Annotated in this window: 11 protein-coding genes; 10 read left to right on the top strand and 1 reads right to left on the bottom strand. The window is 60.8% G+C overall.

The genetic code is table 11. The features are described from left to right. Positions 1 to 212 precede the first annotated feature (212 nt). The 9 genes from QO002_RS23895 (at position 213) to QO002_RS23855 (ending at position 8,913) form a co-directional block, all read left to right on the top strand. Entirely contained in the window at positions 213 to 1,205 is a 993-nt protein-coding gene (locus tag QO002_RS23895) for an SDR family NAD(P)-dependent oxidoreductase (protein WP_307234524.1), read from the top strand. A gap of 439 nt (positions 1,206 to 1,644) precedes the next feature. Next, positions 1,645 to 2,409 carry an amino acid ABC transporter ATP-binding protein gene (locus QO002_RS23890; RefSeq protein ID WP_307234521.1) on the top strand — a complete coding sequence of 255 codons (765 nt, stop codon included), beginning with the start codon at positions 1,645 to 1,647 and terminating at the stop codon, positions 2,407 to 2,409. Further along, positions 2,406 to 3,050 carry an amino acid ABC transporter permease gene (locus tag QO002_RS23885; RefSeq protein WP_307234518.1) on the top strand — a complete coding sequence of 215 codons (645 nt, stop codon included), beginning with the start codon at positions 2,406 to 2,408 and terminating at the stop codon, positions 3,048 to 3,050. The genes QO002_RS23890 and QO002_RS23885 overlap by 4 nt, the downstream gene beginning before the upstream one ends. Beyond that, the gene (locus tag QO002_RS23880) at positions 3,050 to 3,712 is read left to right on the top strand and encodes an amino acid ABC transporter permease (RefSeq protein ID WP_307234516.1); all 663 of its coding nucleotides are present in this window, start codon (positions 3,050 to 3,052) and stop codon (positions 3,710 to 3,712) included. Before QO002_RS23885 ends, QO002_RS23880 begins: the two co-directional genes overlap by 1 nt. A 25-nt stretch (positions 3,713 to 3,737) precedes the next feature. Beyond that, on the top strand, positions 3,738 to 4,577 hold the full coding sequence (locus tag QO002_RS23875; RefSeq protein ID WP_307234514.1) for an ABC transporter substrate-binding protein: 840 nt from the start codon (positions 3,738 to 3,740) through the stop codon (positions 4,575 to 4,577). Between the two features lie 67 nt (positions 4,578 to 4,644). Further along, positions 4,645 to 5,379 carry an aspartate/glutamate racemase family protein gene (locus QO002_RS23870; protein ID WP_307234512.1) on the top strand — a complete coding sequence of 245 codons (735 nt, stop codon included), beginning with the start codon at positions 4,645 to 4,647 and terminating at the stop codon, positions 5,377 to 5,379. Positions 5,380 to 5,420: 41 nt separating this feature from the next. Beyond that, a complete protein-coding gene (locus QO002_RS23865; protein WP_307234510.1) occupies positions 5,421 to 6,560 on the top strand; it encodes an aldo/keto reductase in 1,140 nt (379 codons plus the stop codon). A 55-nt stretch (positions 6,561 to 6,615) separates the two neighbouring features. Beyond that, a complete protein-coding gene (gene purU / locus QO002_RS23860) occupies positions 6,616 to 7,506 on the top strand; it encodes a formyltetrahydrofolate deformylase (protein ID WP_370878590.1) in 891 nt (296 codons plus the stop codon). Between the two features lie 123 nt (positions 7,507 to 7,629). Continuing rightward, the gene (locus QO002_RS23855) at positions 7,630 to 8,913 is read left to right on the top strand and encodes an NAD(P)/FAD-dependent oxidoreductase (RefSeq protein ID WP_307234505.1); all 1,284 of its coding nucleotides are present in this window, start codon (positions 7,630 to 7,632) and stop codon (positions 8,911 to 8,913) included. A gap of 43 nt (positions 8,914 to 8,956) precedes the next feature. Here the strand turns inward: QO002_RS23855 and QO002_RS23850 are convergent, their stop codons facing one another. Next, a complete protein-coding gene (locus tag QO002_RS23850) occupies positions 8,957 to 9,904 on the bottom strand; it encodes a LysR substrate-binding domain-containing protein (protein WP_307234503.1) in 948 nt (315 codons plus the stop codon). Positions 9,905 to 9,999: 95 nt separating this feature from the next. Here QO002_RS23850 and QO002_RS23845 point away from each other — a divergent pair, with 95 nt between their 5' ends. Next, positions 10,000 to 12,441, top strand: coding sequence for a GcvT family protein (locus QO002_RS23845; protein ID WP_307234501.1), 2,442 nt, complete (start codon positions 10,000 to 10,002; stop codon positions 12,439 to 12,441). Positions 12,442 to 12,473 lie beyond the last annotated feature (32 nt).

Raw genomic sequence — 12,473 nt, 5'->3', positions numbered from 1 at the left:
CGGAGGATGCCTCCGTATTTATGTGGAGGCATCCTCCTTTTATTCCATTCGAGGGTGGCGGGCAAGCGCCTGCCGCCCGGGAAGATGCGTCCATGATCTAAAGCGTGCCGCGATCTTCAGATTCGCTTTTACGCTTTAGGTCTTTGTTTTTACGCATGTCTCTTTCGCAAAACCGCTAAGCACTTTTGCGCGACATGCTTTGGGAGATTATCATGACTGGACATTTTGGAGCGACTTCGACGACGGACGACGTGCTGGCAGGCATCGATCTCAGCGGCAAGCGGGTTCTGGTCACCGGCGTCTCGGCCGGCCTCGGCGTGGAGACCGCGCGCGCACTCGCGGCTCATGGAGCAAGTGTCGTCGGCGCCGCCCGGGATCTTGCGAAGGCGCAAGCTGCGACCGCCGTGGTTCGGGAACAAGCGAAGAACGGTGGCGGGCTCGACCTTATCGAGCTGGACCTTGCCTCGCTTGCCAGCGTGCGCGCTGCAGCGGATGGATTGGTCGCCGATGGCAGGCCTTTCGATCTGGTGATCGCCAATGCCGGCGTCATGGCCGCCCCCTTTGGCCATACGACGGATGGTTTCGAAACCCAGTTCGGCACCAACCATCTCGGCCATTTCGTCTTCATCAACCGCATCGCATCGCTGATCGCGCCAGGCGGCAGGCTGGTGAACGTCGCCTCCTCGGGCCACCGTTTCTCGGATGTCGATCTGGATGATCCGAATTTCGAACGCACGCCCTATGAACCGATGCAGGCCTATGGCCGCTCGAAGACCGCCAATATCCTGTTCGCCGTCGAGTTCGATCGTCGCCACAAAGGCAGGGGCGTGCGGGCAACCGCCTTGCACCCCGGCGGCATCCGCACGGAACTTGGCCGTCATATCGGCGAGGACGTGCTCGACGGCATGCTGGTGCGGATCAATGCGGAACTGGCTACCGAAGGCCTGCCCGCCTATCAGTGGAAGCCCATTCCACAAGGTGCGGCAACCTCCGTCTGGGCCGGCGTTGTCGCAGCGGCCGATGAAGTCGGTGGCCGGTACTGCGAAAATTGCCATGTTTCCAAGGTCACGGACGGCCTTATCAACCCCGTGAGCGAAGGGGTGCGCTCCTATGCGCTCGACCCGCAACATGCCAAGGCACTCTGGGCAAAAAGCGAGGAACTGGTCGGCGAACGCTTCCCGGAAGCTGCGGCGATCGCTGCCTGATATTCTTGCAATAGTAGCTCTCCCGCGAACGGGCGCTGGCCGGTTGCGGGAGAGTTTTTGTGTGGATTTAGCCGGAACACGGCCTCCACCATGAAGGCCCTCGTTGCCCGAGATTTCCAAAAAACAAGAAGATCGTTTCAGTTGGGAAGGTCGGGTTCCCGAATTTGGCATAACCTCAGGTTTGGTGGGGGCCTAGTTTTTTCACCCTGCCCACCACGCTCCCAAGTGTTAGAACTTATGACAATAAAAAGGGAACGAGGCCGTGTCCGGGAAATCTCGGCGGCTCACGCAAACACAAAGAAGGCAAATTCTGCAACCCGCTCGCGATTGCGCAGCGTGATTGTGCCTGCATGGGGGTCTTGATGATATGGACGGTGCCGTATTGTATCTCGGAGGGGCGGGCAAAACGCATTCCAGCCAAGGCGGAGCGCCGCGCGCAATGACGTTGACAGCTGGCAACACGTTGATCAGCCTGAAGGCGCTCAGCAAGCACTACGGTACGCACACGGTTCTCGACCGCATCGATCTCGAGGTCAAATCGGGCGAGGTGCTCGCCATCATCGGCCCGAGCGGATCGGGCAAGAGCACGCTTCTTCGCTGTATCAACTATCTCGAGCCACCGGACGGCGGATCGGTCACCATTGGCACCACGACGATTGATGCGACGAAGCCCGTGGAGCGTGCAGAGCTGTCCGGATTGCGCCGACGGGTCGGCATGGTCTTCCAGTCCTTCAATCTCTTTCCGCATATGTCGGTTCTGCGCAATGTCAGCCTTGCGCAGGAGCGTGTCCTGGGACGCAGCCGCAGGGAAGCCGATGAGCGTTCCATGCAGCTTCTGACCCGCGTCGGGCTTGCCGACAAGGCCGGACAATTTCCTGTCCGTTGTTCAGGCGGCCAGCAACAGCGCATCGCGATTGCCAGAGCCTTGGCGCTCGATCCGGAAGTCATGCTGTTCGACGAGCCGACATCGGCGCTTGATCCCGAACTCGGCCTCGAAGTGCTTGCCGTCATGCGCGAGCTTGCCGAGAGCGGTATGACGATGATCGTCGTGACGCACGAAATGGGTTTTGCCGAGAACGTCTCGGACACCGTGATGATCATGGCGGATGGGCATATCGTCGAAAAGGGGCCGTCGGCCGAGGTGATGCGCAATCCCCAGCAGGAACGCACCCGACGCTTTCTCCGGGCGGTGCACGACCGATGAGTGTCGCGGATCTCTTGCCCATCCTGCGTGGCCTGGGCTGGACGGTTGCCTTGACGGCTGGCGCTTTCATCATCGGTGCCATTCTCGGCGTGCCGTTGCTTGTCGCGCGTCAGAGCCGCCTTGCGCCGGTGCGCTTTCTGGCCATGACGCTGATCCAGATCATTCGCGCCATCCCGCCCATTCTGTGGCTTTTCATCATCTTTTTCGGGGTCGGCATGACACTTCTGCCGATCAGCCCGTTCAACGCCGCGCTGGCCGGCCTTGGGCTGATCGCAGCGGCCAATATGGCAGAGATCTATCGCGGCGCTCTCTCGTCGATCCACTTCGGCCAGTGGGAAGCATCTGCTGCGCTTGATCTCGGACGCTTCTGGACGGTTACCGACATCGTGGCGCCGCAGGCATTCCGCGTCGCCTTGCCATCGGCGGCGAGCTATCTCATCGGCTTGATGAAGGAAACCGCCGTGGCCTCGACGATCGGTGTAACCGAGCTCGCCTTTCAAGGAAATCAGCTGTCGCAGATGACCTTCCGCGGCCTTGAGGTCTTCGCGATGGTGGGCCTGTTCTATGTGCTCTTGAGCCTACCCATCGCCTGGCTCTCGCGGGTCGCGGATGGCTATCTCCAGGCAAAGGTGGCGCGCTGATGCTTCCAAGCTTTGATGAAATCTGGACCTGGCTGCCCGAGCTTCTCGGCGGGTTGTCGATCAGTCTGCAGGTCACGGCGCTCAGCCTCCTGTTCGGCATTCCTTTCGGCCTTCTCCTGGCGCTGGGTGTTCTGGCGCGCAAGCGTTCGGTGCGGGGATTGAGCCTTTTCCTGGTCGAGGTCGGACGCGGCGCGCCCGCTCTCGTCTTGCTGCAGTTCATCTATTTCGGATTGCCGAGCACCGGGTTGACGATCGGCTCCTTTGCAGCCGCCGTGATTGCGCTTGCCTGGAACACCGGCGCCTATACGAGCGAGATCATCCGCGCCAGCCTGCAATCGATCGCTCATGGCCAGCGCGAAGCTGCCATCGCGCTCGGCCTCAATCGCCTCGACGAATTGCGGTACGTGCTCCTGCCGCAAGGCCTGCGGGTTGCGCTGCCGGCACTGCTCGGCTTCTCGATCCTGATTTTCCAGGGCACGTCGCTGTGCTTCACCATCGCCCTGCCGGAGTTGGTCAGCCGCGCCTATGAAATCGGCTCGACCACCTTCCGCTACTTTCCGGCACTGCTGTGTGCCGGCGTCCTCTACGCCTGCATCTCCATTCCCGCCGCACTGCTCGTCAACCACGTCGAGAAACGCGCCGGTCTCTATGCGCAACGTTGAACCCCAGTCTGAAAAGGATACCGGCATGCCCCCAGTGAAGATCACGACCCAGCTCCTTCTTTCCGGCATCGCAGGCGTACTGCTATCGGCACAGATCGCTGCCGCGCAGGATTGCACGCCAAAGCATCAGTTCACGACCATCGAACCCGGCACGCTGACCGTGGCGGTTACGACCTATGTGCCGCATTCGTTCATTGACGACAGTGGCAACATGAAGGGTATCGATGGTGATATCGCCGCGGAATTTGCAAAGCGGGAATGCCTGAAGGTCAAGGCCGTTGCCGTCGATCCTGCTGCCGCGATCCAGTATGTGCTTTCAGGCCAGGCGGATATCACCACGGGCGACTGGTACCGCACCGCCGAGCGCGCAAAGGTCATGAGCCTTTCCGCTCCGCTCTATACCGACCAGATGGCAATCTATTCGAAGGACGGCTTCACGACGGTTGCCGATCTCGAAGGCAAGCAGGTCGGCACCGTTCAGGGCTATCTTTGGGTCGCCGATCTCAAGACCCTCCTGGGTTCGTCCCTGAAGCTTTATCCGAACTCGGTCAACATGCAGCAGGACCTCTTCTCCGGCCGCATCGACGTCGCCGTTGACGGTTATTCGACGGGTGTCGTTGCAGCGCAGAAGGGTGCGCTGAAAGATGTTAAGGTCAATGTTGCGGCATCCGACGAACGGGTGAAGGCAACGAAGGAAGCCGCCCAGGCTGCATTCCCTTACGCCACAAACGCCACGGAGCTGGGTGTCGCACTCGATGCCGCAATCAACGAGATGCATGCGGACGGTACGATCGTTACCATCCTCAAGTCCTATGGCCTTGATGGTACCGCCGGCGAGACGGGCGCTCCGCGTCTCGTCGAATAGCCATTGCATCCGGGGGAGGGCGACTTCCCCCGCACTTTCCTGACATCGAATATCGGAGACAAAAACGATGACTGTCTACACGGTCACGCGCAAAACCCAGTCGTGGTATGGCGAACAGATCGGCGTCCTCATTCTCGACGCGGCCTACCCTTGCGTTCCGGGAAATGTCGGTAACGCCACGACCTATGATTACCCCGTCCGTTTCCAGGAAGTGCGGGGCGCATCCATCGATCGCCTGCTGAACCAGCGCGATCCGGCTTTGAAGGACATGTTCGTTGAGGCCGCTGTGGAACTCCGGAACCGCGGCGTCAAGGCCATCACGGGCGCCTGTGGTTTCATGGCCTATTTCCAGGAGGAAGTGGCCGCAGCCGTCGACATTCCCGTCTTCCTTTCAAGTCTTATGCAAATCCCGTTCATGCATGCGTTGACCGGCGGCAGCGTCGGCATCATCACGGCCAATGCATCGCGGCTGACTGCCCGGCATTTCGAGGCTTGCAGGGTGCCAGGCACTGTCCCGCTGGCGATTGCCGGCATGGAAGGCCAGACGGAATTTCGCGAGGCAATCCTCGAGGAAAAAGGCACGCTCGATTCTTCCGCCATCGAGCGTGAGGTGACCGAAGTTGCGCGCCGATTGGTGGAAGAACATCCCGAGGTTCGCTCCATACTCTTGGAATGCAGCGATCTTCCGCCCTATGCTCACGCGGTGCAGGCAGCGACGGGCAGACCCGTTTTCGATTTCATCACCATGATCGACTACGTGCAGCAGGCTACCGCCCGTCGCGCATACCGCGGTCGCATGTAGTCGTAGACCGGCAATCACCCGGGTTTCTGACAGGATCGCCCATGTCTCTCGATCACTACTATCTTCTCGGCCGGTCCGGCCTGCGTGTCAGCCGGCTGGCGCTGGGAACCATGACATTCGGGAACGGAGGTATCCGCGGTATCGGCGGAACCTGGGGATCTGACGAGGCGTCCGCTCGCGCGATCTTCGATCGTTATGTCACAGCCGGCGGCAACTTCATCGATACGGCCGATTCCTACGCTGGCGGCCTCAGCGAAAGCCTTGTCGGGGAATTCGTTTCGGAGAAGGGATTGCGCGACCAGCTGGTCATCGCCACCAAATTCTCCAACAGCCTCTCCCCTGGAAATCCGAATGGCGGGGGCAACGGGCGCAAGAACATCATGCGTGCGGTCGATGCCTCGCTGAAGCGTCTGAAGACGGACTATATTGACCTCTACCTCCTCCACACCTGGGACCGGATGACCCCGGCGGAGGAAGTGATACGCACGCTGGATGATCTCGTGCGTGCCGGCAAGATCCGCTATGTCGGGCTTTCCGATGTCCCCGGCTGGTATGCAGCCCGTGCCCAGACCTGGGCAGAGGCGCATGCGCTCACCCAGCCGGTCAGCCTGCAGCTTCCCTATTCGCTAGTCGAGCGCAGTATCGAGCCTGAATTCGTGCCTTTGGCGCAGACCCTTGGGCTGGGCATAACAGCCTGGAGCCCTCTGGCGATGGGGCTGCTTTCCGGAAAATACAGTGCCAAGAATACGGCGCAGGGCCGGCTTTCGCTCGATTCGTCCGGGGGTGGCCTCGGTCTCTTTACGGAACGCAATGTGCGCATCGTTGCCGCACTTGAGAAGGTTGCTACGGATCTCGGGCGCAGCATGGCGCAGGTCGCGCTCAACTGGGCCGTCAACAGACCGGGCATCGCGGCCGCGATCGTCGGCGCAAGCCGCGTGGAACAGCTCGAAGACAATCTCGCCGCGCTTGATTTCCTGATCCCGGCGGAGAGCAGGGTGGAGCTGGATACCGCCAGCGCCATCGAGATGCCGTACCCTTACGCGCTCTTTGCAGACGACTACCAGGCCGGAATCCTGAATGCCGGTGTTGCCGTCGGCGACAAGCCGCGCGGCTACAATCCCGAAACCTTTTTGCCGAAGGTCACGGATTATGTTTTCGGCCAGACGAAGCCGAAAGTCTGACCGGCGTTCCCCATAAGCGAACCAATTTTTTGAAAGGAACTGAGGCATGACCCTGATGCCCGCACCCGCTATGCTTGGCGAAACCACAGCTGCGCCCACTGCCTTTGTGCTGACCTTATCCTGCGACGACGGCCCGGGCATCGTTGCGGCCGTGACCACGGAACTTGCGGCAATGGGCGGAAACATCGGCGAAAGCGCTCAATACCGGGATGTCGCAAGCAACCGGTTTTTCATGCGCATCGCCTTTTCAGCACCGGGTGGTGTCGTGACAGCGGATATCGAGCGAGCGTTGAAGCCGGCCATGGAGCGCTTTGGCATGCGTCTTTCCGTTCACGATGCAGCACGTCGCCCAAGGCTTATAATCATGGTCTCCCGGTTCGATCACGCGATGCTGCATCTGCTCTATCAGATCCGCGTCGGCCGGTTGAATGCCGAGGTGGTCGCGGTCGTCTCTAACCACGAAGATAGTGCCGCCACGGCGAGCTATGAGAACATTCCCTATCATTGCTGGAAGGTGACGAAGGACAACAAGGCCGAGCAGGAAGAAAAACTCCTGCAGCTTGTCCGTGAAACGCAGGCCGATCTCGTTATCCTGGCACGTTACATGCAGGTTCTGTCCGACAATCTTTCCACGCGTCTCTACGGAAAAATAATCAACATCCACCATTCCTTCCTGCCGTCTTTCAAGGGCGCCAAACCCTACCACCAGGCTCATGAGCGTGGCGTCAAGCTGATTGGTGCGACGGCGCATTACGTCACGCCGGATCTCGACGAAGGCCCGATCATTGAGCAGGAGACGGAACGTGTGACCCATTCCATGGGTGCGGAGGATTTCGTGGCGACCGGCCGGGATATCGAAAGCCGCGTCCTGGCACGGGCGGTGCGGTTGCATCTGGAAAACCGCGTGATGCTCAACGGTCATCGCACGGTCATCTTTGCGCAGTGACAATTGCATGGCGGGCTTTGCAAGAGTGAGCATGTTTTGCTTCGCGAAGTCTTGAAAAGCGCGCTACAGAGAAGGAAAAAGGGCAGCAAAACACGTGCAGCCGCCCGCATTAGGAAGACGACGATGCTCAATGATCCCCGTTCCCATGGACTTTGGGAAAAGACCGCGCCGGAACCGCCCCGGACCAGTGCGCTTGCAGGCGAGGTGACGGCGGATGTCGTCATTGTCGGTGGCGGTTTTACCGGTCTCTCGTCCGCTCTGCACCTGGCGGAAGCCGGCCGCAACGTTGTCGTTCTGGAAGGTAACGAGATCGGGTTTGGCGGTGCGGGTCGCAATGTCGGTCTCATCAATGCCGGCATGTGGGTGATGCCCGACGATCTGCCCGGTGAGTTGGGTGATATCCACGGCGAACGGCTTCTCGACCTGCTGGGCAACGCGCCCAGCCTCGTGATGGAACTCATCGAAAAACACGGGATCGCGTGCGAACTGGAGCGCAAGGGTACGCTTCATTGTGCCGTGGGCGAGGCGGGTCTGAAGGAGATCACCGATCGCGCCAACCAGTGGCAGAAGCGTGGCGCACCGGTTACGCTTCTCGACGCGTCGCAGACAGCGGCGCGCATCGGCAGTTCCGCCTATGCCGGATCTCTACTTGATATGCGTGCTGGAACGCTGCAACCGCTGGCTTACGTGCGCGGTCTGGCTCACGCTGCGATCAAGGCCGGAGCTGTCGTCCACACCGGGTCGCGCGTTGTCGCAAGCGAGCCATCGGGCACGGTATGGAAAATCAGGACCGATCGCGGCTCGGTGACGGCGCCCTGGGTGATCGTGTCGACCGATGCCTATAGCACTGGTCCCTGGGAAAGCGTGCGGCGCGAGCAGGTGCATCTGCCCTATTTCAATCTTGCGACCCGGCCGTTGCCGGCGCACCTGCTCTCGTCCATCCTGCCGGGACGGGAAGGTGTCTGGGATACCAAGGAAATCCTTTCTTCCTTCCGCATGGATCAGGCGGGGCGTCTCGTGTTCGGCAGCGTCGGCGCGTTGCGTAATACCGGGCTTGCCGTGCACCGCAGCTGGGCGCGCCGCGCGCTCGCCCGGCTTTTTCCACAGCTGGGCTCCGTCGAGTTCGAATGCGAGTGGTATGGAAAGATCGGAATGACCGACAACGCGCTGCCGCGTTTTCATCGGTTTGCGCAGAATGTGGTCGGCTTCTCCGGCTATAACGGTCGCGGCATCGCGCCGGGCACCGTCTTTGGTCGCACATTGGCGCGCCTGGTGCTGGGCGAAATCAGCGAGGCCGACTTGCCATTGCCGCTGACCGACCCGAGCGAGCCGTCCTTCCGCGCCTTCAAGGAAATCTATTACGAGGCCGGCGCGCAGGTGGCACATTTTGCAGGGGAACGGTTCTAGAGTTTGTCAGGGAAAACCGGTTTCCACTTTTCCCTAACAAATTCTAGGAATGAGCCGACTTGCCGCTATCGGTGGGGAGTTCGGCATCGGCTCCCTGTTCCAGCAGCCAGTCGCGAAAGAGTTCCGTGCCACGCTTTGGCGGGCGAAGGGCCGGCATGACCACATGGATTGCACTTCCCGAACGGTAGATGGTCGAGAGCGGCACCACCAGTTTGCCTGACGTCAGGTAATCATGCACCAGATGCTTCCAGCCCAGTGCAATACCCTGGCCGAGGACGGCGGCCTCGATCGAACCGAGCGCGTCGGTAAATACGAAATCCTGCTTCAGCCGGGCCACCGGTACGGCATTGCGCTCCAGCCACTCGCGCCAGTCCACCCGCGACCGGTGGCGCTCCTCGAAGCTCAAAAGCGTATGCTCCAGCAGCTGTATGGGCTCGGTGATCGGGCCGTGTTCGGCGAGATATTCAGGGCTGCAGACCGGCAGTACCTCTTCCGTGACGAAGTGCCAGGCGTGAATACCCGGCCAGCGGCCTTTACCAAGCCGGGCCGAGAGGTCGATATCCTCCTCTATCAGATCCTGGTCATCGCGGCTGCTCTCCTCGATGCGAAGAGAAACGTCGGGATGGCGCGCCTTGAAGTCCTTCAGGCGAGGCAGGAGCCAGAGCTGAACGAAGGAAGAGGAAAACGAGACACGGACGATGTCGTTTGAATGCTTCTTCTGCAGCGATGAGATCACCATGTGCAGATGGTCGAACGCCTCCTGCACTTCCTTGTAGAGCCGAAGTCCCTCGGCGGTGAGTTCCAGTCGCGTATGATCGCGGCGGAAAAGCTTGAGCCCTGTCGCCTCTTCCAGAAGCCGGATAGTCTTGCTGACGGCCGGCTGGCTGACATTCAGCTCCTGGGCGGCAGCGGTGAAACTGCGCCGCCGGGCGGCCGCTTCAAAGCAAAACAGATAGTTGGCGGACGGGACGAGAGAACGAAGTCGATGCATAATCTCAGGTTATGCCCCTCAACAATTTTTAGCAAGATTACAATGATGGCCGGCGTTTGTAGGGTCGGGACAAACCAATTCGAGGGAACCTTTTCATGCAAACTCATGCTCGCGCCGTCGTCATCGGCGGTGGTTGTGTCGGCGCCGCCATTCTCTACGGTCTTACCAAGCGCGGCTGGACCGATGTCGCCCTTCTGGAGCGCACGCAGCTGACGGCTGGGTCAACCTGGCATGCCGCCGGCCTCATTCCGTCCTATGCCCGCAGCATCAATATCGGCCGGATGATCTCCAAGACGATCGAGATCTACGAGGGGCTGGAAGCGGAAACCGGGCAGCATGTCGGCTGGCACAAATGCGGCCAGTTGCGCATCGCCAACACGCGCGACCGGCTGGATGAATACAAGAGCTATATGAGCGTTGCTGCCGTGCAGGGCATCCGCGCGGAGCTGGTGACGCCGCAGGAAGCACGCGACCTCTGGCCACTCCTGGAAAACAACAAGGAGATGCTGGCCGCTCTCTACCATCCCGACGATGGCCATATCGCTCCAGCCGACGTGACCCAGGCCATGGCCAAGGGCGCGCGTGATCGCGGCGCGAAAATCTACCTCAACACGGAGGTCAAGGGTTTCGAGCGGCTGGCCGGCGGAGAATGGAAGATCATCACCAACAACGGCGATATCATCTGCGAGCACATCATTTCGGCAACTGGCAATTATGCGCGCCAGACCGGCGCCATGCTTGGCCTCGAAATCCCGGCGATCCCGATCGTCCATCAATACTGGATCACCGATGCTGTTCCCGAAGTCATGGAGCGCAAGCGTCAGGGCCTGCCGGAAATGCCGATCCTGCGCGATGAAGGTTTCGAGGGCTACCTGCGCGAAGAAGGCGATGGCCTGATGTTCGGCCCCTATGAGAAGACCGAGCACCTGAAGCTCTTCGCCGAAAACGGCGTGCCGGAATGGTTCGGTGCCGACCTGCTCGAGGAGGATTTCGATTCTGTTTCCTGGAACTGGGAGCGGGCGATGGAACTCGTGCCGGCGCTCGGCCGCGTCGGCATAAAGGCGAACGTGCGCGGTCCCTTCCAGATGACGGCGGACGAACTGCCGCTGGTCGGCCCGGCCTGGGGGCTGGAGAACGTTTGGATTGCCGAAGGCGTACCCGGCGGCATCCTCTGGGGCGGCGCCATCGGCTATTACCTGTCCGAGCGCATCGTCGAGGGCGCCAACAGCCTCGATACGTCGGAGCTCGATCCACGCCGCTTCGGCAACTACGCCAACAAGGAGTGGACGCGGCAGAAGGTGCGCGAAAGCTGGGGCACCCATGCTGAGCAGCATTATCCCGGCCAGGACATGCCGGCCGCCCGTCCGCAGAAGACCGCACCCTCCTATGATATCCTGACCCAGCGCGGCGCAGTCTGGGGCGTGCTGAACGGCTGGGAAATGCCGAACTGGTTTGCGCCGGAAGGTGTTGAGGCGAAGGACCAATACAGCTGGCGCTGGACCCAGAAGGGGCACTATGTCGGCGAGGAAGTGCGTGCCGTGCGCAACGCTGTCGGCCTCGTCGAGATGACGCCGATGACCAAGTTCGAAGTCTCCGGCACGGGTGCGGAGGCTTGGCTCGATGGCATCCTCGCCAATCGTCTGCCAAAGGTCGGTCGCGTCAATCTCAGCCATCACCTGACGAAGAATGCTGGCGTGCAGGCTGAATATATAGTCTCGCGTCTGGAGGACGGCACGTTCTATCTCATCTCCACCCCACGGGCGGAGCGCTGGAACTTCGACGACCTTTCCAAGCTTCTGCCGAAGGATGGAAGCGTCCAGCTTCGCAACGTCACCAATGAGCGTGGTTGCTTCACGTTGGTCGGCCCCAAGGCGCGCGAGGTGCTGCAGCAGCTGACTGAAATCGATCTGTCCAACGAGGCCTTCCCCTGGTTCGGCGTCAAGTCCGGCACGGTCGGTCTTGCCAGCGACGTCCGCCTGCTCCGCGTCAACTATGAGGGCGAATTGGGCTGGGAACTCTACCATCCGCTTCCCTACCAGCGGCATCTTCTGGAAGCGCTGCTGGCCGCCGGCGAAGCCCATGGGCTCAGGCTCATTGGCCTGCACGCGCTGGAATCGCTGCGTCTCGAAAAATCCTATCGCGCCATGTACCGCGATATGAACCCGGAACTCACGGCCTGGGAAAGCAATCTCGATCGTTTCATCCGGCTCGACAAGGGCGACTTCATCGGTAAGGCGGCGCTCGTTCGGCAGCAGCGGGAAGGTGTCAAACAGCGTTCCGTCACGATCGCGATTGATGTCGATGGTGCAAGCTCGCTGATCTACGAGGGCGTCTATCACGAGGGCAAGCTGGTCGGTCGCATAACCTCGGGCAGCTATGCCTATACGCTCGGCCATGATGTCGCCTTTGCGCTCCTGCCTCCCGAACTCGGAGTGCCGGGAACGGAACTGGAGGTTACGATCCTCGGCGAGATGCGCAAGGCGCGCGTGCTGGAAGAATCTCCCTACGATCCGCAGGCCCTGCGCGGCCGCATGTGACCGGGAAAGCCAAAAAGAGGGAAATCTGAACA

Source organism: Pararhizobium capsulatum DSM 1112 (assembly GCF_030814475.1).
Taxonomy (GTDB): Bacteria; Pseudomonadota; Alphaproteobacteria; order Rhizobiales; family Rhizobiaceae; genus Pararhizobium; species Pararhizobium capsulatum.
This window is presented reverse-complemented; position numbering and strand designations above follow the sequence as displayed.